Source organism: Ruegeria sp. CF8, from assembly GCF_056537285.1.
In genome coordinates, this window is sequence record NZ_JBQFRG010000008.1 from 156,608 (window position 1) to 179,984 (window position 23,377).

Sequence of the window (23,377 nt, forward strand, 5' to 3'; positions counted from 1 at the left end):
GGGTGGAAGTTAAGCAGCTCAAGTATTTTCGAACCGTAGCTAGGTTGCGCAGTGTTACCTCAGCAGCCGCCGAACTGGGGGTCACGCAACCCGCCGTGGGAATGCAGATCAGACGGCTCGAAGATGATTTGGGTTTGGCGCTTTTTACCCGTCACTCCCGAGGCGTACGACTAACCACCGCGGGCAAACTACTACTTGAGCACGCCAACAAAATTCTTCGTAGTGTGGAACGCGCTAGCCGCGAATTGGAGAGATTCGGCAATCCTGCATCTGGTACAGTTCATATCGGGGTCACTCCCTCCATTGGAAGGGTACTTGTGCCGCGACTGCTTGAACTATGTGGCGACCGGCACCCCAACGTGTCTCTATTGTTTTCGCATGGATTTACCAATGAGCTATTGAGGATGTGGAAACAGGGCGCAGTAGACTTCGCTTTTGTCGAAGAAGAAATCGACGACGATATGGGAGAAAGCCTGCCACTCTACCGCGAGGCTTTTCATCTGGTCGGAGCAACTTCTCTCGTGCAGAAATTTGAAAAAAATCTTCCAGTTGAAGCACTTGCGGCTCTACCAATCGTACTAGATGGGCGCGATAGCAGGCTAAAGTCACGCCTCCAAATCGCACTAAACGCTAAAGGCGTTGAATTTGAGAACATGATCGAAATTCGTTCCGTTGAAATTCGCCGCGAGTATGTTGCACAAAGACATCGATACTGTATCTGCCCGCCGGCGCTGTTTTCCTCGGAAATTGAAAGCGGCGAATGCTCGTCTCGGCCGATCGAACTTTCCTCTTTGAACCGCGTGCTGCAGCTTGTTGGACCGCGTGTTGAGGGCATGTCCGAAGCCGAATCCCATATACGGGAATTGACTGTCGAGATCGTAGACTGGGCTATTCAAACAGGTGGAGCGCATGGCTGGACCATGCCTTGATACAGGACACCTGTCGCGGACCAAAAATTTGTGTCCGCTTTCTTAAACACACCGCGATGGATCCGAAGCTTTAACAACACGGCAATCAGTTGGCACTCTTCTATGGCACATTTCGACCTAAAGCACGCAGCAGAATATTTAGCCCGCGGGTTCCAGCCTCTGTTCAGCCGCCCAGACTGGTTTTCGCGTGTTACTCGGCGCTCCATTGGACAAGACGCAATCGCTGGTTTGACTGGCGCATCCATTGTTCTGCCGCAAGGCGTCGCCTTTGCCGCCATTGCTGGTCTGCCGCCGGTTTATGGATTTTATACCGCCATAGTCACCCCTGTCGTCGCTGGTATATTCGGGTCATCCTGGCACGCGGTGTCTGGTCCAACGACTGCCATTTCTGCACTGGTCTTCGGGGCGCTATCCGGTGTCAAGGTCCCCGGATCACCAGAGTTCATTACTGCTGCCATCACTTTGGCCCTGCTTGTAGGGTTGTTCCAGTTTGCATTCGGTCTAGCCCGACTGGGCGGGCTTGTAGATTTTGTATCGCATTCGGTCATGGTCGGTTTTATGGCCGTTGCTGCGCTGCTCATAGCACTAAGCCAGGTCCGACATGCATTGGCGGTGGATCTTCCAAGACCAGAACATCTCGGCCCTTTTTTGACAAAACTCCCTTCTCAGTTCCTCAACGCCGACCTGACGTCTTTGTTTCTTGCGGCTTTGGCTCTGGTCACAGCAATCGCGACACGCCGTTATTTTCCAAATGCTCCCAACTACCTGATAGCCCTGACGGTTTCGACGGTAGTTTACCTCCTTATGGGGGGACCGAAACTGGACGTAAAAACCGTTGGCCCTGTCCCGACAGTACTACCCAGTATTATCGTGCCGGATGTTCACAAGTCATCCCTGACCCACCTCGGTTCGGCGGCGTTCGCCATCGCGCTGGTGGGCCTGCTGGAAGCGATGTCTGTCGCGCGAGGGATCGCGTTGCGCTCAGGCCAGATTGTCGACAACAACCGCGAATTTCTTGGCCAAGGAGCGTCCAATATCATCGGAAGCTTCTTTCAGTGCTATCCCGGTTCAGCTTCGTTCACACGCAGCGGTGTCAATTACGAAGCAGGTGCTGAAACCCCACTATCCGCGATTTTTGCAGCGTTTTTCCTATTGCTAATCCTGCTTTTTATCGCGCCGGTTTTCTCCGTGGTACCAATCCCGGCTATGGCCGGCATCATTATCCTCGTCGCTTGGAAATTGGTGCGGATTGACGAGATTACACACATCTTTCGGACAAGCCGGGCGGAAGCCTGGATTATGATCATTACATTTTCGACCGGATTCTTGGTCGACTTAGAGTTCTCGATCTACGCGGGTGTGCTATTGTCACTGATACTGTTTCTCAACTGGACTGCGCGCCCCACTATTGGTATCGCTGCGCCTGACCCTTCGACGCCACGCCGTACGTTCCGCAATGTTGAGCTGAACAGCCTTTCGGAATGCCCCCAACTACTGATCATACGTTTACATGGTCCTCTCTATTTTGGTTCGGTCGAGTTTGTTCGGCGCACCTTCAGGGAGCTAGAAAGTAAACGCCCAGAACAGCGCAACGTGTTGTTCGTTGCCTCGGGCACCGCCGAGATCGATTTGCCCGCAGCTGAGTTATTGATCGAAGAGGCGCAAAAGATCGAGCACCGTGGCGGGAAATTATATATTCAAGTCAAGACTCCCAGAACACTCAAACTGCTGACTAAATACGGAGTGACCAATGTGCTTGGAGAACAGTGCATTCATCTTTCAAAGGGTGATGCTATCGAGGCCATTTTTCCACAGTTGGATCAAAGTATCTGCGAGCGTTGTACCGTCAAAATATTCAATGAGTGTTCGTCAACCATCGGGGCATTGGTATCAAAAAAAGAACAGACTAGATCATAGAGACCGACCAGTACTTAGCACCTAAAGCCTTAGACCAATGTGATGATGATTCCTGGCGCTGGCGGGCGATAACCCTAAGCGCTGTTGGTCGTTTTGTGTTGCTGTGTCTCTTCCATTGTTCGATGAGAATTTGAGCTTCGCGTAGGCTGTAGAAGACTTCACCGTTGAGTAGCTCATCCCTGAACCTGCCATTGAAACTTTCACAGTGTCCGTTCTCCCACGGGCTCCCAGGTTCAATGCAAGCCGTCTGGGCGCCAACTGCGGCCGCGGAAAGTGCCTGGAGTTTCCCTGCGGCACTGGCGCTATGCTTGGTCTATGATCTGCAATTCCTGCGGTACTGGCCTGTTACCTCTCGGCACGACGCCAGGTGCAGAGTTTCAAGTTCCCTTACGGTTGGAAGTCCGAGCTTTGAAGGGCGCAGCGTGGTTGGAGCAACTGTATTGGCGCGGAAGTCAGCATGTTGTTCGGCAATTAGACTTGGCGCTACAGGTTGTACGGGTACTTGCGCCAGAACTTCGTCACGCGGGGCTCTGCTCCAAATCCCGCCATGACCGGCATGCTATGCTCGCTGCTGTTCACCTATTGATGACGCGACCATTGGTGGCCGTATCTATTGCGATGCGTCGTGATCCTTCAGCACGAGATAGGCTACGCATGGCATTCCCTGGTCAACGCAATTTATTGGATCAACTCGTTCACTTTTCATGCAGTTCGCCAGCCCCGGCGAAAGATGATCGCAAAATTCAGAAGGCCTGGTTCCCGGCACGAAAATCCGACAACACAACTAAACCCGATTTTCTGGCAGCGGCGAAAATAGCAATCGAACAACTCGGTGTGAATGCGGACCGTGCGGAGTTGCTCCGATGTGCGGATCGCACCCTCGAAAAAAGTCGCCGTTAGCCTGTGGATATCCGAGAATTAAGGGCACAAAACCGGGTCAAATGTACGGCAATGTTTCTGCGTCCAGTAATTAAGGGCACAGTGACAACGGGCCGGCATTGTTGTTCCTGTCGGCGATGGGGCACGACATGGTTGGCGAGCCGACCGGAAATAAACATCTTGCGGAACATTTCAACGCACTGGTCGCGGAAGAGCAATGACGGTAGGCGCCCGATTTTTTTTGTGAAAACAAACATTCTACCTGACTGGTTCGCGCAATACATTTTCGGTAGAGTTTGCCATGCTCAAAGGTCCGCATTTACCTGACTATCAATGCGCCGAGCATCACAACGCTACCACGAGTTGCACTTTTACATTGCTAATTTGGGTCGCTTTAACTCTATGGTGTGATGCGGACTCACATCTTTCCGGTGTAAGTGAAATTATGTAAAATGTTCTAGTCTAACTCCGAAGGTCGCGAAATCAAAAACTGCGGCTCTTGGTATCTCATTAATTTCTGAACCGGGACCCAGCAATCTCCCAGATAATCTCTCTTCGATGCATGTGGTGCTACACCGAAGAGAGAATGTGGCCAGGTCCGGTTTGAGCCGCACCTACCACATTTCCGCAATCTGCAATCCACTAGATGCGACGTACCAAAGACTACGGAATCCAACCTATTCAAACCAAATTAAAACCCGTTCTGATCACGCGTTTGTCAACACGCCCCAGAGCAGTCTGGGGGCACCAAAGTGACCCTGTTTCTGATGGAAAAGCACTGGTGGTCGACCGCGAAATCGGATAACGCGCCTTGGCCGCCGCGCACAGTGCCGGCACACGCGTTCTATGCGGGTGCCGTACGCCTTCCCCAGAGATGTATATCGCGGCGACCGCTGGCAAGTTCATCGTCAAACGAATACCCGGCACCGGCCCGGATCACGCGATAGAGTGCCCGTCATTCTTGCCACCAGACGAGTTGTTGGGCAAATGCGAGCAGCGATATTCAGAGGATTTTGGCCTGGCTTGCCTTGGCTATAAGGCTGTAGTTGCTCTTGCACCCGACCTTGCCACGTGCTTGTCGAAGCCTGGTCTTTATGGCCGATTGTGTAACACCCAGAACATTCGCTATCTCTTCGATGTTCATGTCACGGGCCAGAAGTTTGATAACCTCGACTTCTTTGTCCGTCAGATTCAGCCCACCATCAACTTCGTTCAAGAATTTGTCGAACCAGTTCGAAAGTCGATCCATTTCATCATCGCTGAACTCCCGGTCACTCCGTGATAGGGAAAGCAAAGATTTATTGATAGCTCTGGTCCGAGCAAAGGTCGCTCCGTACACAAGTCCATAGACACTTGCCTTCTTCCAAACGCCACGGACATCAGGTGCTTTGATCTCCGACCATCGCTTGTCGCTGTTGCCGTTCCACATAGCGTTCAGCACGATTGGATCGACCCAGACGAAGTGCTTTTGCTTGTAGAGCATCTGCCATTCGTCGGGGAAGGTTGAATCGAAATACTCGACACCAAAGGGCGTCTTGTTAACAGCGAGGGTAAACCCACCAGTTGACATCGAATGAAGCCACAGGCGGTCAGTCAAGTAGTTGTTAATGTTGAACGGCTGATCGATCCGCATATCCGCCATTACCGGCGCGTGATCTTGTTGTCCTACTACTTCTTGGTTCATATTATCGATCTATCATTCGCGTTGTGCAGTACATATGGCCGCTTCAAGACACTTTAAGGTTGTCCTTTGGTTGTCGCATCTAGCAGAAAACCCAAGGATTAAGGAACCGAAATCGTCACATAGCCGCCGAGGTACAACCAAAGTGCAATTTTAAGCACTAAAAGCTTCATTCCTGACCGAGATCGTAGCAGCGAACCGGTCCATCAGTTCAAATGGTAACCTCGCTTGGCAAGGGCAATGAGGCTGGCGTTAACCCGCAGATCTCCAACTGCGTGTCGTTTCGTCATTGCCCTCAAAACACCGCCTGGATTCTTGATTGGTGTCTCGGGGTGCGTCCTATTTCGGTCGATGATGATGAGGCAAATCGTTGTTGTCTCGACACCCATTTGAAGCACGGCTTCACGGTATGCGTCGTGGTTGATGCCTAGTGGCGCCAGTCTTTCGATCGCACCATTTATGAAATCTTGAGAGCTTGGTTTTGCTCTGTCGTCTTGAGAAATCATAACACTGGTTTGCATTTCATCAGTACAGAGCCCCAGAAGCCGATCCGGTGTCAGCCAGTCCAGGTTTTCAGACTTGTGCGCTCCGGAATCCGCCGCAAGATTGCTTTCTAAGCAATTCTCACCGCCGGTAGGCGGTGTAATGATTTCTGGGTCTGCCTGCTTGCAGGCAGGCTTTATATCAACGTCTTCGTTACAGGATACATAAGGATTTTGAGTTGTATCTTGTAATATTCGTCGGCCACCAGAGTCCGGGTGGCAGGACTCTTGTTCATTCTCTCCAAAGAACAGATCCAACTTATCCACCAGAGCCATCACTTCGTCTAGGTGCTGCTTCAGTTGAGCGGGACCTACTGACGCGGGAAACCTGCGCGGCCACTCTAAGAACGTATTTGTGAAACTTTCGACTTCCGAGCTGCTGGGCCATTTTTGCTGTGCGCTCATGATTGCACTTTTCACTCGTTTGTGGCCGGCACTGATCTTCATCTTAAGTTCGCGACGTTCCTGAATTTCGCGGTCAAACTCGTTCTCAATCTCCAGGAGTAGGGGGATTGCTTCGATCAGGGGAGTTAGTGAGATACCCTGGCGGAACTCTGTACCGTCGGTTCTTTTGAGGCAGTAGCGCCGGCCGCTCAGCCCGACGTCCTTTCTTACGAACCGATGGAAAGCCTCAAGGGCAGCTTCAATTCTCCTGATTGATCGCTCGGATAGACCCATTCGCCTCGCGATGTTGCTTTGCATCGAGTAGCACATCGGTTCTGTGGTCGAATCTGTCCAGTCTCTCGGCCGCGTTTCTGAAAGCATCAGTAGAAGGACGGATAGCTCGTTGGCGGAAAGTCCAATGAATCGACCGATCCGGATCAACAGTCTTTCAACATGGCCCCTTGTCATCCCTTCCGGCAATGTCGGATATAGTTTTTCGCCTATAGTTTGTGTTTGGGCGTTCGTTTTCATGCTCTGCTCCTCATGGAGAGACAAGGCGTAGGCCGAAGACCGGCAAAACTATTCTGTTCGCACGAATGCGTTTTTTTCTTGCCTGTCCTGTCAGGAATGCGGTACAAATCAAGTGACCAAACTTTGATCTGTAGAGCATCCCCCGTTTAGGCCCGCACCTTGCGGGGGTTTCTTATTGTGGGTGGTTCGGTTTCCCTCTAAATTCGGGTGACTGAATGTTGCGACACGACCAACATGGTCGCGGCACCGCTATAAGTGGTGGCCGGATACTCACGAAACCCAACTTTTTGTATGTGCAACTATTCGCATGCGAGAGATCGTGCCCTCTATTTCATCCGGTCTTCTGACTGTCCCGGCGAAATTCAGAATGAGATTTAAACCTCACTCAGAAGATTTTTGCCTCCGCTCGTGTTATATGTTGATTTGGACAATGCCAAACTGTCGTTTTGTAGTCAATCTGTCAGTTTGGTGCGCAGCTTTCCTTTCCAGACACTCCGAAGGGTAGGGGCCCCGGAATTTCGATCCGGTGGTACTGCTGCGCTCTCAGCTTGTTCGTTGTGCTTTCGTTGTGCCAGGTGATGTCTTCTTCGCCGGTGTTCCAGCAATAGACTGTGCCAACGCAATTGTCGTCACTGTCGAACAGCTCGGCTATCGGAACTGCGCGTACTCTCTTAACGCTACGGTTGTTGTTCGCCGGCGTCTTTGGTTGGGGGGCTTTAACAATACCGCACGAGAATGCGAGGAAAGTTGCCTCTTCGTTTGCTACCATGTTGCCCAATGCAGTTGGGCTGAAGCCCATCATCTTTGCCATTCTCATGAATGAGACTGGACCGAGGAACAGGCACTCCTTAGCTCCAACCTCATTGAGGTATTCGTTCACAGTTTTCAGTATTCTTTGGCCGACGCGCAGATTACCTGTTGATACAAACCGTGTCAGTTCCCAAACTGACTTGTCCTGTGGGGGCGGCGAAAAACAGAGGTTCGCTGGTAGACCATCAAGCCTTTCAAGAAATGCGTCACGTATCATGTAGGAACTAGGGTGTTCTGATATCGACGATACGAATTCTTCTCTGTCTGTTCTTAGAAGTCTAGCGCCACCGATTACTCTGTCTGTTCTAGTATCGATCGCTACGATGTATTTGGTTAGGTGGCAGTCATACTCATCCAGCTCGATTGCCAGTGAGCCGGTTCTGCTCCTGATCTCATTCAGTGACCATCCCATCCGACCGATGAACACTTCGTTTCTGAGCGTGTGGAACTGATGTATGTATCTCCCATCGTCAGAAGACGGATTCCAAGGGATAATTTTGACGTCAATTAGTGGGCGTTTTTCTTGGCCGGTCATCCGTAGCACCTTAACGTAGCGTAAATTTTTTTCGTTAAGCCCGTTCTCGTTAGAGGCGAGTGCAATGTCTAATAAATTTTCTCTGTTTTGCACTTTGGTTGGTCCGGTTGACCTTTGGTTGTATCCGGCAAAATGTGATTTGACTTCTTTTTCGCGAAGAGTAGGCATCAGAGCCCTTTTTTGCCCCGACCAACTCATCATCCTGTTGTTCGGTGTGTTTTTACCACAGTCGCAAAAAGTTGTTTGTGCACGATCTGAGCTATTGCGTCCATTCTGTCAGATTGGTAACACCATGCAAAGAATGGCAACAATACTCTTCATATCGCCCCTACGTCCTAGTAGTGACTCTCCTATAAGAGGGGAGTCCACAACCTATGAGAAAGCGCAAGCCACCGGTCTACATGGAAAACGGATTCAAAGAAGCACTGGAAAACGGTGGCGTCTTGGAGATCGAGTGCCTCGCGCCGGTCAACCACACTTCGACAGAAGTGAACGGGGAGTGGTGGATTTTCGTTCGAGAAACCTTGGGTGGTCAGGTCGTTCGGAGTGCTCTTTGTTCGCGCCGAAAAACGGAGCCAAGGCTTATCAAGACATCGAGGGGCGTCGTCAGCGTAGCTGCGAAACTCGGGGCAACGGTCGTTTCTATTCCATTGGTGGAAGGGAAGATCGGTGTCTGTGAGGTCGAATTCCCAGAAACCTCTGCGGAGGATACTGACGGATAGCATATGGCTAACCGTAACGCGCTTTAGCCGAGGCGCGACAACTTTCCAATACCACTCACGGGTAGAGAACGGTCGGGACAACGCATTTCGTTGTGCTCGGCCGTTCGCGTTTTCAGACATTCGAATTTCGTCTCGGAAGGGGCGGGATACTGCGGGTGGAGCGCTCACGCTCCTTAGCCCCCGCAGTTTTTGGTGACCACAAATCAACCTGAATGAAAGGAAAGAGGGAATGAAAATGTGGAATGTGGCCAAGAAGGCCGCGCTGCCGGTCGCTCTGGCAGTAGTGGGATCGTCGGCAATGGCGGCAGGCTCGGACACCGGTGTTGAAGCTGGTTTCTATTCGTTGGGCCAAGACCTCAACACCATCCTGGGCGGTGCCGGTGGCTATGTCATCATGATTCTGTCGGTTATCCTGGGTGCCATCGTTCTGGCCGTGACCGGCCGCTGGGCACAGGTTGGTATCGCTGTCGGCGTTGCCGTGTTCCTGGGCTACGGCGTTCAGACGTTGACCAGCCTCGGTTCCGTTACCGCCAGCACCGATCTGCTGGAACTGTCGGCAGTTGAAGTGCCCGCTTCCCCGTCGAACATCCAGTGATCTGACTTAGCCCTCTGGGTCTATGTGGCTCAGAGGGCATCCCCAAAAATTGGAGCTTGATCATGACAATAGTGATCAAGGTGGAGCAGCGGTTGCAAGATCCACCACAGTTTTTCTTTGTGCCAGCCGATGAGGCGGTAGCCGGTCTTGTCCCCTGCGTGATGGGCATTCTCGGCAAACAGCTGTTTGTCGGTGCCATCATTGGCGTGATTACTTACTTCATCTGGAAACGTGTTAAGGGCGAGAGAGGTCTTACCGGACTGTTCGCGCTTCTTTACTGGATCATCCCCAAGGAAATCACGCCGTATCGCTCCTTTCCCGACAGCGCAGTCGGTTCCTGGAGGGCGTGATGAATTTCCAAAACATGCAAAGGACGCTGAGACAGTCGCGCAGAGCAATGGTTATCGCCGTTGTTTGCGCCACAGTTTTGCTGATCGCCAACTTCCTCTTAGCAATCAAGGTCTACTCGCAGTCGAACCAGGTTGTATTGGTGCCGACAACTGTGAGTGACGGAATGGTCGCGCGAGGCGCTGTAGACAAAGGCTACATCGAAGCCCTCGCTTTGGATGCCGTCTACGCGATGTATAACACGTCTCCGAGGACCATCGAATATGGTCGCAATGTTTTGGAGCGTTTGAGCGGCCCCGGCGAACGCGCGAAGATCATCGACACGTATGATCGTATCGCAACGGACATCACTGAGCGAAAGATCAGTACCGTCTTCTTCCCGCGAAAAATCGAACACAACTTCGCCGCCTATGAGGTCGTCGTTGAAGGGGTGCTCGGTACGTACCTCGAAACCACTCAGGTGACGCGAGAAGACCGCAGAATACTGATCCGCTTCAAGCCACAGGCCGGGTCTGTGCGCCTTTCATCAATCGGCATCATTTCGGAGGACACCTGATGTTTCGTTTTTTCGAGACTATAAAGCTGGCCGTCCTGGCTTTGCTGATCTTCACCGGAGCGGCGATGTGCGCCGAGCAACGGTTCACTGTACGCGAGGATGGGCTTGTCCGTTTCAAGGTTTCTATCACGGGCATCACCCGTCTTAGCGTCGTCGGCGACCGGATCGCAGACATTATCAGCGACAATGATGTCTCCATGTATCAGGCGAAGGGTGATGAGAAGACTGGTGACAGATTTCTTCGGTACATCGGCCAAGAGGAAATGCCTCAAAAGGAAGGTGGTTATCTGATTACCGAAAAAGGCAGAACGATCGCTTTCGAGATCCTGCCAATTCGTGCCACGACCCAAACTGTTCTGATTACGGTCAAACCAAACGAAGCCAGGGCCGATGAAGTCACACGTAGCGAAGGCTTTGCCGATTCAAGCCTCGGTTCCGGTGACGGGCTGGTTTCCACATTAACGGACGCCACACGCGAAACCATTCGCAAGGGCATCCGCACTCCTAAGCCAACCTCTGGAAAAAACGGTGCGCTAATCCGCTCGATCGGTGTCGGCGATTTGGTCGGGGAAGTCCGCGTAGCGGCGGCTGGCAAGAGCGCACGCCAGATTCGCGAACAGGAGTTTTACAGAAATGGTGTGCTTTCCGTCTGGGTTCAAAAAGCCAGCCTTGGCGCTGGTGAACGGTCGTGGGTTGTCGTTGTGAGGAGCAAATAATGGCACAGGAAGGACGTAAGAAACAGCAGGTCGTCGCTATTGCGGTCATTGGTGGTCTCGTGCTCGGGATCGGTGCCCTTCTAATTCTGGTCATGGGTCCGCCCGCCAACCAAGGCTTGCCTGCAAATTCGAGCCCAACAATCGATTCAACCATCATTTCCGACCGGACTTCTGCTGCGTCGCCTGAAATGTCGTGGATCACTCAAGGCCGATTTGAGATGGACCGCCTCAATCAAGAGCTGGCCGAACAACGTAAGCTCTTGGAGCAATCCCGCAAAGAATCTGAGAACCGCAATAAAGCGCTCCGGGAAGAGTACGACGAACAGATCCTTCAACAGGCGACTGAAATTGCGACGCTCAAAGAGGAACTGAAAACGGCCAACGCAGAAGGGCAGGGCGGTCGAACTTCTGGTGCAAACGGTGATCGGCTTTCGGGTCGTGAACAGCTTCAGCAGCAGATGGATGCCGATGGTCCTGGCACTGATTTTATTCAACGCCGTGGTGTCGATCGAAACAACGGGCGGACGTCAGGTGGCACAGGCGGTAGTGGCGTAGCTGGTGAAGCACCAGGCGGCTGGAAGAGCCTTGGTGGTAGTTTTACGCTCGCCGCACTTGAGGACGGTGACGAAGATCAGCGCAGCGTTCGCACTCTCAAGAACTACCTCCCGGCCGGTAGTTATGCGCCAGCCGTTGTTCTTTCTGGTGCGGATGCAGCCACAAATGTCTCCAACCGAGAAAATCCTATCCCCGTTCTGTTTAGGATTACCGGCTCGGCCGTGTCCGCTGCGGCTGGTGGGCGAACCCCGTCAAAGGTCAATCTCAAAGGTTGCACCGTAACCGGTTCTGCAACGGGTGATCTGTCGTCGGAGCGTGTGAAAGTTCGCTTGATCTCCATGACCTGCATCAATCGTCACGGCGCTGTGCTCGAAACCAAAGTCTCCGGATACATGACCGGTTCCGGCAAAGAGGGTGTTCGAGGTCAGGTTGTAAGCCGTGAGGGCCCATTGGTGCGCAACGCCTTTGGTGCCGGTCTTATCGGTGGCCTGGGAAGTGGTCTGACCACCGCCGCTGACAGCGTTCTTAGCAATGACGATACATCAGTTGAGCAAGCCCTAACCGGGGCAGGGCTTGGCACGATTTCAGGCGGCATTGATAGCGCCGCCAGCACCCTGGCCGACTACTACATCCGTCGCGCCGAACAGTATCAGCCGGTTGTTTCGCTCTATGGCGGCACGAAGGTTGAACTCGTCTTTCTTGAAGGAGTGGAGCTTGGACAATGACCCAATATGACATCGATATCACCCGTGTTTACAAAAAGGTCGGCAAGCTGCTGATCAAGCCGTTCACAGGATTCCGGAACCTTCCGACAAACGGCAACTCTCATGACAGCGCCGAGAACGAACTTTCGATCTCGCTGGCCTTTCTGTTCGTACTGGCAGCCGGCTTGTTCCTTCACATTGCCCTGAGTGGATATTGGTTGGTCCTGGTGTTCGTCTGGGTCTGGATGTTGGTCTGGATGTATTGCTTCTTTGTCTACTGCATCCTGAACACGACGTTCTTCCATCTGAAAGCAGTTACGCGGAAGGAAGGATGATGCTCGGCAAGGTTTCAGCGTTCGCCGCTTTGTCTTTTGTGCTCGTTTCTGCGGGATGCACGTCTTCGAACACTGAGAAAGATTTTCTCTGTGAGGCTCAGACAGGATCGCCCTGTACCACAATTTCGGCAGTTGATGGAACTGGCGCAGCTGGTGCCACTTCGATTGCGGAGCGCCCCGAAGACACTGCGCTCAAGAGCCTCAGCCAAAATCCACTTTGGGCAGGCAAGGGCGGTGCTACCGGCCTGAAGGATGGCGGCTTTCCGTACAACGCAGCGGCTTACAGGAGGCCCGAGGTCGTCGGAACACTCTGGATTGCCCCCATCCTCGATGACGGCGGGCTGCTGCACGAAGCGCGCTTTGTTCACTTCGTCATTCAGGAAGGGAAATGGCGGCAGTGACTGGAAGTGAAGCGGGACCGAGAAGCGGCGACGGCAAGGAAAAGGCAGATCGCATGGCCGAGATCCGCAAAGACCGTCGGGAAGCTGGATTTACCGAAGTGACGGTTTGGGTCCCAGAGGAAGACACGCGCGATATCCGAGACTTGGCTTGGGATCTCGTTGACGAGGCAGAGCGCGAATTTCCCCACCGGGCAACTGGCGGGAATGCGCGCAGGGAAAGGAAGCGGCAGTGAAGTTTTTCAAAGAAGCGATGGCTGGGTTCTTTGGTGATGTTCCATGGACTGAAGACGAGCCGGATTTGATGAGCGGTGAGGTTCTGTCCGATATTCTGCCGTGGCGTGTCTATGATGAGGAACACAAGCTTTATCACTTTGAGCATGGGACAGGTTTTCTGCTCGAAGTTGGCGCAACCGTCGGCGATAGCGAACTGTCGGAGAACGTAGGCGGTGTGGTATCCGCCAACCTTCCGTCAGATGCGACGTTCCAGGTACTCAATTGGACATCGCCAGGCATCGAAGCCGTTACAAAGAATTGGAAAGAAACCCGTAAGGGGCGTTCACCTCTCGTTGATGAGATGGTTGAACAGCGAGAAAGCCATCTCAAAAATCTCCGTTATGGCATGTCTGACGGTGGTGCGCGGGCCGTTCCCTTCAATCGGCATATCTTCCTTGCCGTTTGGATGGAGGGGACAGATCTCGGTTTTGAAGATCAAAAGCGCCTTGAGGCCGTCAGAGGCGGATTGCGCAATGTTTTCGCAACGTCGAGCTGGTGGACCGATGTAGAGCCGGAACGGTTTCTCGCCTTTATGCGCGAAGTTTTCCATATTTCCCGGCCGAAAGGCAGTGAGGGCGCTTGGGAAGAGGAAGCCTATGACCCTGCGATGCCTTTGAATTTTCAACTGCCTGGCGCAACGCTTCGTGTCGGGACTGAAGCCGTTATGTTCTCAGGCAGCCCCGAAATGGCGGCAACCGTGTCGTCTGTGAATGCTTATCCACCCGAATGGGTCTTTGGTCTTGGTATGGCCTTGAATGGAGATCCTTCACGCCTGATGGATCGGCCCGTTGGCCCGGTCCTCACATCCTTCACCATGAAGGCCATGAACAGCCAGGCGGCGGGTTCTTTCATCCTCAAAAAGCGGGGTAAGAACGAACACGCCTCCAATACGAGCTTCGGCAAGTTCATTCCTCAGTTTGCTGAGAAGAAGAAAGAATTTGACGATCTGGACGCTGAGGTGCGGGCCGGGGAACGTCTGTTTGAAACCCTCTACACAATTGTTTCTTATGCCAAAGGTGGCTCTACCGAAGCGCAGATGGCTGCGACCGAAGTTGAATCGATCTATCGGCGACAGCGGGTCAAGCTTTCGAAGGACACTTACCTTCAGCTCCCCCTCTTTATGGCAAGCCTGCCCTTTGGCTGCTCCGCAAAGATGATGAGTGATTTCGGGCGTCAAATGAGGATGCGCTTGCTAAAGGGCACCGCGGCCATGTCTTTCTTGCCGGTTCATGGCGAATTCATGGGTAACGGTCGCGGCGCTGGAATGCTTCTTGTAGGCAGGCAAGGGCAGGTGTTCCAATGGGACAACTTCAAAAGCTCCGGTAACTACAACACTGCTGTCGTCGGCAAGTCAGGCGCGGGTAAGTCAGTATTCATGCAAGAGCTGGCCTGCGGTATTTTCACTGCCGGGGGCCAGGTTCTTGTTATTGACGATGGATACTCCTTCAAAACCACTGCCGAGATCCTTGGCGGCAAACACATCGCGTTCGATGGCAAGATCAAGAACCGACTGAACCCCTTTTCCCTGCTCGATGCCGAGGCGATGGGCAGTGACGAGTACAAATCTGATGCAATTGAACTTGTCACGCGCGTTATCGCTTCGATGGCTGATCTGGGTGAATACAAGGGCGGTCGAGTCGAGGGTGTTGAAGAAGACTACATTCGAACCGCTGTAAGCAAAGTTTGGGACGAAAAACGCCGAGAAGGTGAGATTACCGATGTTCGTGATCTTTTGAAGGATGCCGCCAAGGGTGAAGAACGTCTGCCCGATGTTGTTCGAAAGCTGGACGCTTATTCCAAAGGTGGTGCTTACGGTCACTATTTTGAGGGCGAAGCGAACATTGCTCTCGATGCGCCTTTTACGGTTGTCGAATTAAGCGACATCAAGGGTCAGCCTGGACTTGAGGCCACGATCCTTCAGATCGTTATGTTTTTGGGAACAGAGCTGATGTACAAGACATCGCGCGATGTTCCGACTGCGATCGTCATTGATGAAGCCTGGGATCTGCTGAAAGGCGAAGGTACAGCGAAATTCATCGAAGGCGTGGTTCGGCGGGCCCGAAAATACACAGGGGCTTTGATTACCGGAACTCAGTCGATGGCGGACTACTACGCCAATCCGGCTGCGAAGGTTTGTCTCGAAAACTCGGACTTCCGTATCTATCTGGCCCAGAAACCCGAAAGCATCGACGCGCTCAACAGTATCGAACCGCCTGTCAAAATGCTCCTGAAGTCTCTGACATCAGTTCCCGGGCGTTTTTCAGAGTTGGCTATACAAATGCCGGAAGGCTTTGCCTATGGCAGGCTCCTTCTCGATCCCTTCTCTCTGGCTGTTTTCTCATCCAAAGGCGCGACCGTTCAACGGATGCAGCAGTACCGCGACGCCGGAATGACCACCGTTGAAGCGATTAAAACTCTCATTGAACGTGGAGAAGTATCATGACCTGGCGCGGTACAGCACTTACCGCGTTGTCGGTGATATTGGGTCTTCAGGTCGCGCTTGGTGTGGGGTTTTGGCTTGGTCGCGGGCAGGGTGCTGCAAACGGCGTCGTTGTGTTCGATCCGGAGAAAAGTCTGACAACCTTCGTCATTTGGTCGAGCAACAGGATTGATGACGATGATTTCACGACGATTCTTCCGAAGTTTCAGGAACGCGTAGAATTCGGCCTTCGCACGTATGCCGAAGAGAATGGCGTCGTTGTTGTGCGCTCTAACGGCATTCTTATGGGAACGGAATATGCGACCGCAGACGTAACAGATCAGATCATGACATGGGTGCTTGATGATGAAGCGTTCTAAGCTGGTCTGGATCATACCTGCGCTCATAGTCGTGATTTTCGGTTACTACGTTCTTGCGTTTGGCCGGCTCGCCATGAATGCGACCGACAGTCTTCCGGATAATGCTTTTGCGATGGTGACTTGGCCCAAAGTCCTTAAACGGGGCGCAATTGTTGCCGTCGAAGTACCAGAGGCCATTGGGCAGCACTTTGCTGGACAGGATGTTTTTCTGACCAAACGGATTGTCGGTCTTGCCGGTGATCCCATCACGGTTGAAGGCAATCAGATTTGCGTGTCGCAGACGTGTGTTCAAGGCAATCTGAAGGATGGTCAGCTCGTCTCCCCGCTTTGGACTGCATCTGTCGTACCCGAAGGTACGATCGCTATTTTCGGCGAGAGCAAAGACAGCTTGGACAGCCGCTACGACATCATTGGCGCGATCCCGATTGAGACAATCGAAGCAGTTGGGTTCGCAATCCCTTTCCCACACTGGAAAAAACTAGCGGAGTGGCTGGAATGAAGCTGATTGCAATCTCTCGAACGGTCGCGTTGTCAATCATTCTCGCGACCAGTCAGACAGCGGCTAAGGATCTCGGGACCCACGGCCCCCTGTTCGAGGTGGTTGAGCCCTCGTTGCTCGAAACCATCAAGCAACGCCTTTCGGAAATGGAAGCCGAAGGCGAACTCGATGTGATGAAGAAGGAAATGCAGGACCGAACAAAGGCGTATGTGAACCGTCCTCGTCCTGTCACTGGCTTGGGGAAAGCCGAAATATACGCCCGATGGGAAGTCGATATGTCCATCACTCTGACAGAGGACTTGGCTGACCATAATGGGAAGGTGTTCGCGCGGGCAGGAACAGTGGTCAATCCGCTGGCCTATTCGCGGTTCAACAAGCGGATCGTCATTTTTGACGGTGATGACGCAGCGCAGGTCGAGTTTGCTCTTTCTGAAGGTGATGAGTTGAACACGCTGCTTGTTCTGGTGAACGGCGATCCGCTTGGACTTATGCGCGAGCATGGTCGGCGTTTTTACTTCGATCAGGATAGTGTGATGGTGGATCGGTTTGGCATTCGCAACGTGCCTGCCGTTGTCCAACGCGCAGATCCCGTCATGCAGGTCGAAGAGATCGTGGTGGGGTCGAAATGAGCAACCTGTTGGCCCTGTCCTTCCTTCTGGTCTCACCTTTCGTCCTTCTGGATTGTGCAGGCGTTGGCTCTCGTGAAGCATTTATTCCTGTTTCAGAGATCGAGGTTGTCGATGGAGACACCTTTGATCATGGGAACGATCGATACCGTCTCAAAGGTTTCGACACGCCGGAAACCTATTTTGCCAAATGCTCAGCAGAATACGAGCTGGGCTTAAAAGCCAAACTGCGGCTTGCTGATCTCCTTCATGAAAATGGCGGCGTAAACCTTCGCATAGATCCTCGCGTCGATGACTACGGGCGCTTCCTCGCCCGTGCGACGGTCGAGGGTCAGGAAATAGGATCGGTTCTGATTTCCGAAGGTCTGGCCCGTCCTTACGCGGGCGGCAAACGCCAGCCCTGGTGCTCACTCATAGAAATGGTCGGAGGTTGATATGAGACTGCGTACAATCCTTTTTGCCTCTTTGCTTGCGTTGTGTGCGACGCAGGCAGGTGCGATCTGCAACAAGCGGTTTTTGAACCCTATCACCGAGATCTGTTGGGACTGCATTTTTCCAATCTCAATCGGTGCGATCAGTCTGGGTGGTGGTGGCCGGCCGGACACTGACAATCAGTCGTTTCCGCTCTGTGTTTGTCCAGGCATACCGCTGCGCCTAGGGCTGGCTATCGGCCTTTGGGAACCTGCGCGATTGGTCGATGTGGCGAATGAGCCGGGTTGCTTCGTCAACATGGGTTTTGATCTCGATTTCGGTCTACTCTCGCTAGGTAAGTCGTCTGTCACTCAACAAAACGGCGGTAGCACCGGCTCACGTTGGCAGGCGCACTATTACTTCTATCCGCTGATTTCGTGGCTTGGTGTGATTGTTGACGGGCTTTGCCTTCAGAACGCTCAGTTCGATGTCGCCTATATTTCAGAGATTGACCCGCTTTGGCAGGATGCCGAGCTTAACAACCTCATCAACCCTGAAGCTATTCTGTTCGCCAATCCTGTGGCTCAAGCTGCATGTGCCGCAGATTGCGTTCGCGCCTCGTCGGGCAACCTCCCTATGGATGGCCTTTTCTGGTGCGCTGGTTGCGGTGGATCGATCTATCCGATTCAAGGTGATGTTGCCGCTGATGTAGGCGGTGTGATGGCAAGCCAGGTTGTCACAACAAAGATGGTGGCCCGGATGCATCGTCTCTTCATTGCTCGTCGCACTGCTGACGACAATGCGCTCTGCAATACGAGATCCCAACCGATCATCAACAAAAGCCAATACCGGATGCAGATCACGCGACCGGTGCCCAAAACATCCGGACGGTACGGCTGCGGCCCCGTCGGATTTTCCCCTCAATACGTCGATCGACTTCGTGAGTTCCCTTACAAGGGCGAGTCCTTCGGCTGGCTGCTTTGGAGGAAGAGAAATTGTTGCGCACTTTGATTTCCGCAATCGCCTTGGGATCATCCCTTGTGGCCATGCCTGGGCACGCTCAGGAACAGGAAGAAGATAACGGCGTTGTAGACTACGCACCCGGCTCTACGGGTCGCATCACTGCGCCACTCGCAACGATCGTTGATGATGCCAAGCGGCGCGGCGAAGCATTGCGTGAAGAACTGAAACCTTTGGCACCGGCAGAAAACGCTTTCGAGGATGTCGATTTCGACAATCTCCGCGAAAAAGCCCTCAACAACCCTCGTGTTCGGTCGCTGATGGGTGTGGGTGACGAAAGTGGTTTTGGTGCTGGGGATGAGCGTCAGCGCTACGAGGGGTCGCGGATATTCTTGTTGGCATCCTTTTCTATGCCGAAAGAGTCACTTCGACAGATGATGAGTGAGGCAAACACTTTCGGCCTGCCCATCATTTTTCGGGGTTTCGTCAATAACTCTGTCTACGACACCCAGGCGGCATTGGAAGAAGCCTTCGGCTCCGTTGACGACGCCGTAGGTTTCTCGATTGATCCGACTGTTTTCACTCGCTTTGACGTTACGGCCGTTCCCCAGGTCATAGCCGTTCAATCAGATCTCGACGTTTGCGAAACCCAAGGCTGTGAGGATGATCCGATGCCTCCTCATGATCGGGTTAAAGGCAATGTTCCTTTGGATTTTGCTCTGAAGCTCATCGCCGACAATGGCGACGTCGCGTCTGATGAAGCCCGTCGGTTGTTGGGAGAATGATCATGAAACACTCTGCGTTCATCCTTTCGTCGGCAATTTTCCTGCTGGGCAGCGCTGCTGACGCACAACAGGGACGTGCGGATCGCGCCCTTAACAACGTACCGGGTGCTGATACACGAATAAACCAAGGGACAGTCAACGATGTTGTGACGCCCTATGAAACCAACAGTCCCCCTGAGTCCGGATACGATCACACCACTTTTGAAGACCGTATCTATGACATGCGCCAGGAAGATAATGATCAGGGCAGGGTGCTTCGTGCTACTGAAGATAGCGCCGCCATCCGCCCTGATGTCGATATCGATGCGCAGGGGCAATTGTTCGATGATGCGAATTGGGCCCACGAGAATGCTGACGATATCGCAGGGCACTACTTCACAAGTGAAAACGGACAATGCACTCAACCCAGCGTGCCGGTTAGTCAGGTCATGGACAGGTTTTGTGAAAGTCTGCCAGCTCGTGAGACCCGGACCTGTGAGCTAATCCGTAGGATTTGGGTGGACCGTACCGACTATTACCGATGCGACAAGCGTGCGGCTCAATACGTTAAGGTCTGCAACAAGGACATTGCTTATTCCTGCCAGGTCAACAGCAACAACCAAAATTGCATTCGCGGAAACATCAGCATTTCTGGCGCAAGCAGCAGATGGTCCGGCAATAGGCTCATTGTTGACATTCCCCACGCGGGCAATGCTGGCGGCGGCAGTAAGCGGGCTCGTTTGAACAAGCGCAGTTTCACGATGCGCATTGCGGACCATACGATGCTTACCGAGGCGACGCTTAGGCGGGTTCGAGGAAATGGCGCTGTTCAGGTTGTTCTCAATAATGTTGTTGTTGGGACGTGGGGTGGTCGTGCGGTAAGCGGGTTTGGAGGCGGCGGCAGCAATTGCGCCCGCAATGATAGAGACGGTCTGCTCACGGGTATGACCCACTATCAGACGGGATACTGTGAGTACCGTTATGGAAATCCAAATGTCTATGCGTATTTGGATAAATCCAGCTCTCCTCCTGATACTCGACACCTTCAGCAATACCGTCTTCGCATAGTCGATCATGGCAACAGTGATGCGGCTATCAGAAGGTATTGTGATCCGATCAACCGAAACCATTGTCCTGTTTTCTCGAATGTGAACCAGAACAGGAACACAAGCCTTAATGTTCTCCGGTTTATGAGCCTTCGCCAGCGAGGTTCCGTCAATCCAGAGGTCGGAAAGCAATACCAAAACAATACGTTTCAGGTCCGCGTCGTTTACGAGAGCGACCGCCGCCACGCTGGCTGGGCGTCTTTGGAATTCGAGTTTTCCGGATCGTGTTGTGACTCATTCCCAGCGGTGGAGGACGAAACATGCCTTTGACGAGAATCTGTGTTTTTGCAGCGGTTGCGGTGGGTTTTTATGCCTCAGTTACGAATGCTGCTGAGATCTGTCAGCCCGCTACTTATCAGTGCATACAGCAAGGCACAGCAAGCGTGGATGGCTTCACCTTGTCGAGCCATTGCGTTCAAGCCGCAGGAACACAGCAATGTGTCGATGATGATCCTCTGAATGAGTGCGTCCACACAGAGGTAAGCCTGAATTGCACTGAAATTGAGCAAGAATGCGTTGACTATCAAAATGGTGAATGTCGCCAGACACGTTACCGGTATTCGTGCCTCAATGAAGATGCCGATATGTCGCCGGCCATTTTGGAACGGACCGAATTCGGGCCCATTCAAGAGCACATTGAATCACAGTGTGATGCTTATGAAAGCAATCCTGAATGTGAGTTGCGTCAGACGACTGATGTAGAGGGTGCTGAAACTCGCGATATTAACCGGCATTTGTTCTCTCGCAGCTGGTGGCGCAGGGAACGGGAATACGCCTGTATCGTTCCTGGTGAGGGTGACAACAACTGCGGTCCGCTTGAAAGCGATCCAACCTGCCGTCTGGTCTCCGATACGTGCCTTGTTTCAGACGCGAATGGTGTCTGCTCGAACAGGGAGTTTCATTATCAGTGCGGTATTGAATCCGGTTCATTGGACACAAGCTGTCAGCCGATCAATGTCTGCGTGGGTGACAATTGTATCGGCGTCGAACAAGAAAACTCCAATTCTTTTGGCGAGGCTGCGGCTTGGCTGAACATGCTGGCTCAGATGCAAGAAGAATTCCGAGCATCCGGAACTGATGATCCAAACGATTTCCGTTTCTTCACTGGTTCTCCGAAGGATTGCAGTAAGGCACCTGGTCGCGACTGCTGCGATGGATCAGGAATCTTTGCCAATTGCTCGCAGGACAACGAGATCCTTTGGGACATGCGTGATGCAGGTCTGACGCATTACGTCGGTTCAACCTGTTCAGAAGAGATTTTCGGGGCCTGCATCAAGCGGCGTTACTACTACTGCACCTTCAACAGCAAATTGGGCCGCGTTTTCGTTGAACAGCTCAAGCGTCTTAAAGGCGAAAACTGGAACGAAGATGATCCCCGCAATGCTGATTGTGGCTGGGTGACTATCGAAGATCTCGCCAACGTCGATATCGACGAAATGGACCTGTCCGAGGTCTTTGGGGACATGGTGAACCAAACTGACGTTCCGGTCATTGGTGAGCTTCGCGACTTCTATCTTGATCGTTTCCCATCTGCGGGCACTCAAGCCCAAGGCGTTTACAATGGAGGAAACCCATGAAACGGCGTCATTTTCTCACTGGCTTAGCGTTATCGGGCTTCGCGCTCCCCGCAGCAGCACAAGAAGGGCAGGGGGTTGGCATTATCCTCGTAGGTGCGTCTTGGTGCGCTTTCTGTAAATCAGCCGCTCCTGTGCTCGCTGCCATGGTAGAACCGGTTGGGATTCCCGTTCTTGTTGCTTCTCAGGATGCCCGGCCGATCCCACCGTTCCCAACCGTCACCGATGCCAGTAAGCACCCTATTGCATCAAAGATAAGGACCTTGCCGACAACGCTTGTTTACTCACAGGCGAAGGGTGAGATCACCGCCGAAATCGTTGGGTATAGGAACGCCCGGTACTACGCTCAGCGCGTTCAAGCGGCCGTCTTGGCGGCGCGGGGGGTCTAAGATGGTGCTCCGCTTTTCAACGTGCGTTTTGGTTGCTTTACTGGCCTCTACCTCGGCAGGCGCAAAATTGCTCTGCAACGGTGAAGAGGTCGATGGCTGGCATTTCTATTGCGACCCGGAGCCCGCGCCCGATCCGCTTAAGAAGCCCGAGCCTCAACCCGAACAACAGGCAGAGGAAACGCCTGAAGAACCACAGGAAGAACCGGAGCCGATGACGGCTACTGAGGAGATCGAGGCGTATCGCAAGTACGCCGACGAGCTGAAGCACCGCGCCATTCTTGATCCAACGCCTGAAAATCTCGAAGCCTATATGAAGGTCAACATGGAAATGGCTCAGATGGCGAGCCGGTTTGCGGCTGTTTGGCAGCGCGTTTTGTTCCAAAGCCCTGATCTCGATGCAAACACCCGGCGCCCGCTGACGCAAATGGGCACCAATATCTATCAGGACCAGAAGAACGCGGCTGAGCAGGCTGCATTGCGCAGCGCGGCGAGTGAAGCCGGATTCCTGTTTGTTTACGACGATCCTGTTCAATGCCGTATTTGCCTTGCTCAAGCGGAAATTCTCGTTGCCATGCGGGAAGCCTACAGCATCGAAATTTTGGCGGTCTCAACCGATGGAAGCTCCATGCAAGGCTTTCCGGAAGCTGTAGCCGACGAAGGCCAGCTCGAAGCACTTGGTATTCAGGATCTGCCCCGTCCATTCATCGCGATTGTTGAAACCGAAACGGGCGAAGTGTCCCTGATCGGTGGCGGTCTGCTGACCGAAGATCAGATCCTCGATCGCGTCTACGTGGTTCGCGAAGTCCCTGTTGGCGAACGATTTCAGTGAGGTAGTG

At 53.0% G+C, this 23,377-nt stretch carries 25 protein-coding genes and 2 pseudogenes; 23 read left to right on the plus strand and 4 right to left on the minus strand.

The genetic code is table 11. The annotated features are described in order from the left end of the window. Positions 1 to 2: 2 nt before the first annotated feature. Both ACR0EV_RS18005 and ACR0EV_RS18010 read left to right on the plus strand, forming a co-directional pair. Positions 3 to 929, plus strand: a complete 927-nt coding sequence (locus ACR0EV_RS18005) for a LysR family transcriptional regulator (RefSeq protein WP_480801367.1) — start codon at positions 3 to 5, stop codon at positions 927 to 929. 102 nt (positions 930 to 1,031) lie between these two features. Continuing rightward, positions 1,032 to 2,846: a SulP family inorganic anion transporter gene (locus ACR0EV_RS18010; RefSeq protein WP_480801368.1), complete on the plus strand. Its 1,815-nt coding sequence runs from the start codon at positions 1,032 to 1,034 to the stop codon at positions 2,844 to 2,846. Between the two features lie 29 nt (positions 2,847 to 2,875). On the opposite strand, the pseudogene ACR0EV_RS18015 reads toward ACR0EV_RS18010, so the two are convergent. Further along, positions 2,876 to 3,111 (minus strand): annotated as a pseudogene (locus ACR0EV_RS18015) (integrase core domain-containing protein); the annotation flags it as partial. A gap of 1,425 nt (positions 3,112 to 4,536) precedes the next feature. On the opposite strand from ACR0EV_RS18015, the pseudogene ACR0EV_RS18020 reads away from it, so the two are divergent. Then, a pseudogene (locus ACR0EV_RS18020) lies at positions 4,537 to 4,701 on the plus strand (DUF1173 family protein); the annotation flags it as partial. A gap of 27 nt (positions 4,702 to 4,728) precedes the next feature. Here ACR0EV_RS18020 and ACR0EV_RS18025 read toward each other — a convergent pair. The 3 genes from ACR0EV_RS18025 to ACR0EV_RS18035 form a co-directional block, all read right to left on the minus strand. Beyond that, positions 4,729 to 5,409, minus strand: coding sequence for a helix-turn-helix transcriptional regulator (locus ACR0EV_RS18025; RefSeq protein ID WP_480801369.1), 681 nt, complete (start codon positions 5,407 to 5,409; stop codon positions 4,729 to 4,731). Between the two features lie 203 nt (positions 5,410 to 5,612). Then, positions 5,613 to 6,863 (minus strand): replication initiation protein RepC, encoded by a 1,251-nt coding sequence (gene repC / locus ACR0EV_RS18030; protein ID WP_480801370.1) that lies wholly within the window; start codon positions 6,861 to 6,863, stop codon positions 5,613 to 5,615. 460 nt (positions 6,864 to 7,323) lie between these two features. Next, on the minus strand, positions 7,324 to 8,376 hold the full coding sequence (locus ACR0EV_RS18035; RefSeq protein ID WP_480801371.1) for an acyl-homoserine-lactone synthase: 1,053 nt from the start codon (positions 8,374 to 8,376) through the stop codon (positions 7,324 to 7,326). A gap of 206 nt (positions 8,377 to 8,582) precedes the next feature. Here ACR0EV_RS18035 and ACR0EV_RS18040 point away from each other — a divergent pair, with 206 nt between their 5' ends. The 20 genes from ACR0EV_RS18040 (at position 8,583) to ACR0EV_RS18135 (ending at position 23,370) form a co-directional block, all read left to right on the plus strand. After that, on the plus strand, positions 8,583 to 8,930 hold the full coding sequence (locus ACR0EV_RS18040; RefSeq protein ID WP_480801372.1) for a hypothetical protein: 348 nt from the start codon (positions 8,583 to 8,585) through the stop codon (positions 8,928 to 8,930). Positions 8,931 to 9,159: 229 nt separating this feature from the next. Further along, positions 9,160 to 9,525: a hypothetical protein gene (locus ACR0EV_RS18045; RefSeq protein WP_480801373.1), complete on the plus strand. Its 366-nt coding sequence runs from the start codon at positions 9,160 to 9,162 to the stop codon at positions 9,523 to 9,525. A gap of 62 nt (positions 9,526 to 9,587) precedes the next feature. Beyond that, complete coding sequence (traL, locus tag ACR0EV_RS18050) at positions 9,588 to 9,875, plus strand: type IV conjugative transfer system protein TraL (RefSeq protein WP_480801374.1); 288 nt, start codon at positions 9,588 to 9,590, stop codon at positions 9,873 to 9,875. After that, a complete protein-coding gene (locus ACR0EV_RS18055; RefSeq protein ID WP_480801375.1) occupies positions 9,875 to 10,429 on the plus strand; it encodes a TraE/TraK family type IV conjugative transfer system protein in 555 nt (184 codons plus the stop codon). The genes traL and ACR0EV_RS18055 overlap by 1 nt, the downstream gene beginning before the upstream one ends. Continuing rightward, positions 10,429 to 11,145: a TraK domain-containing protein gene (locus ACR0EV_RS18060; RefSeq protein WP_480801376.1), complete on the plus strand. Its 717-nt coding sequence runs from the start codon at positions 10,429 to 10,431 to the stop codon at positions 11,143 to 11,145. The genes ACR0EV_RS18055 and ACR0EV_RS18060 overlap by 1 nt, the downstream gene beginning before the upstream one ends. Continuing rightward, the gene (locus ACR0EV_RS18065) at positions 11,145 to 12,425 is read left to right on the plus strand and encodes a TraB/TrbI/VirB10 family type IV secretion system protein (RefSeq protein ID WP_480801377.1); all 1,281 of its coding nucleotides are present in this window, start codon (positions 11,145 to 11,147) and stop codon (positions 12,423 to 12,425) included. Before ACR0EV_RS18060 ends, ACR0EV_RS18065 begins: the two co-directional genes overlap by 1 nt. Next, positions 12,422 to 12,739 carry a hypothetical protein gene (locus ACR0EV_RS18070; RefSeq protein WP_480801378.1) on the plus strand — a complete coding sequence of 106 codons (318 nt, stop codon included), beginning with the start codon at positions 12,422 to 12,424 and terminating at the stop codon, positions 12,737 to 12,739. The genes ACR0EV_RS18065 and ACR0EV_RS18070 overlap by 4 nt, the downstream gene beginning before the upstream one ends. Continuing rightward, positions 12,736 to 13,140: a TraV family lipoprotein gene (locus tag ACR0EV_RS18075; protein ID WP_480801379.1), complete on the plus strand. Its 405-nt coding sequence runs from the start codon at positions 12,736 to 12,738 to the stop codon at positions 13,138 to 13,140. Before ACR0EV_RS18070 ends, ACR0EV_RS18075 begins: the two co-directional genes overlap by 4 nt. Beyond that, positions 13,128 to 13,373, plus strand: coding sequence for a hypothetical protein (locus ACR0EV_RS18080; RefSeq protein WP_480801380.1), 246 nt, complete (start codon positions 13,128 to 13,130; stop codon positions 13,371 to 13,373). Before ACR0EV_RS18075 ends, ACR0EV_RS18080 begins: the two co-directional genes overlap by 13 nt. Beyond that, a complete protein-coding gene (locus ACR0EV_RS18085) occupies positions 13,370 to 15,856 on the plus strand; it encodes a TraC family protein (RefSeq protein ID WP_480801381.1) in 2,487 nt (828 codons plus the stop codon). The genes ACR0EV_RS18080 and ACR0EV_RS18085 overlap by 4 nt, the downstream gene beginning before the upstream one ends. Continuing rightward, complete coding sequence (locus tag ACR0EV_RS18090) at positions 15,853 to 16,212, plus strand: hypothetical protein (RefSeq protein ID WP_480801382.1); 360 nt, start codon at positions 15,853 to 15,855, stop codon at positions 16,210 to 16,212. Before ACR0EV_RS18085 ends, ACR0EV_RS18090 begins: the two co-directional genes overlap by 4 nt. Next, positions 16,199 to 16,711: a S26 family signal peptidase gene (locus ACR0EV_RS18095; protein WP_480801383.1), complete on the plus strand. Its 513-nt coding sequence runs from the start codon at positions 16,199 to 16,201 to the stop codon at positions 16,709 to 16,711. Before ACR0EV_RS18090 ends, ACR0EV_RS18095 begins: the two co-directional genes overlap by 14 nt. Further along, entirely contained in the window at positions 16,708 to 17,340 is a 633-nt protein-coding gene (gene traW, locus ACR0EV_RS18100; RefSeq protein WP_480801384.1) for a type-F conjugative transfer system protein TraW, read from the plus strand. The genes ACR0EV_RS18095 and traW overlap by 4 nt, the downstream gene beginning before the upstream one ends. Continuing rightward, complete coding sequence (locus tag ACR0EV_RS18105) at positions 17,337 to 17,771, plus strand: thermonuclease family protein (RefSeq protein WP_480801385.1); 435 nt, start codon at positions 17,337 to 17,339, stop codon at positions 17,769 to 17,771. Before traW ends, ACR0EV_RS18105 begins: the two co-directional genes overlap by 4 nt. 1 nt (position 17,772) lies before the next feature. Continuing rightward, complete coding sequence (gene traU, locus ACR0EV_RS18110) at positions 17,773 to 18,759, plus strand: conjugal transfer pilus assembly protein TraU (RefSeq protein WP_480801386.1); 987 nt, start codon at positions 17,773 to 17,775, stop codon at positions 18,757 to 18,759. After that, on the plus strand, positions 18,747 to 19,493 hold the full coding sequence (gene trbC, locus ACR0EV_RS18115; protein ID WP_480801387.1) for a type-F conjugative transfer system pilin assembly protein TrbC: 747 nt from the start codon (positions 18,747 to 18,749) through the stop codon (positions 19,491 to 19,493). Before traU ends, trbC begins: the two co-directional genes overlap by 13 nt. A gap of 2 nt (positions 19,494 to 19,495) precedes the next feature. Then, complete coding sequence (locus ACR0EV_RS18120; protein ID WP_480801388.1) at positions 19,496 to 20,848, plus strand: hypothetical protein; 1,353 nt, start codon at positions 19,496 to 19,498, stop codon at positions 20,846 to 20,848. A gap of 29 nt (positions 20,849 to 20,877) precedes the next feature. Beyond that, entirely contained in the window at positions 20,878 to 22,155 is a 1,278-nt protein-coding gene (traN, locus tag ACR0EV_RS18125; RefSeq protein ID WP_480801389.1) for a conjugal transfer protein TraN, read from the plus strand. Next, positions 22,152 to 22,541, plus strand: coding sequence for a TlpA family protein disulfide reductase (locus tag ACR0EV_RS18130; RefSeq protein WP_480801390.1), 390 nt, complete (start codon positions 22,152 to 22,154; stop codon positions 22,539 to 22,541). The genes traN and ACR0EV_RS18130 overlap by 4 nt, the downstream gene beginning before the upstream one ends. Before the next feature lies 1 nt (position 22,542). Next, positions 22,543 to 23,370 carry a conjugal transfer protein TraF gene (locus ACR0EV_RS18135; protein WP_480801391.1) on the plus strand — a complete coding sequence of 276 codons (828 nt, stop codon included), beginning with the start codon at positions 22,543 to 22,545 and terminating at the stop codon, positions 23,368 to 23,370. The last annotated feature ends 7 nt before the right edge of the window (positions 23,371 to 23,377 follow it).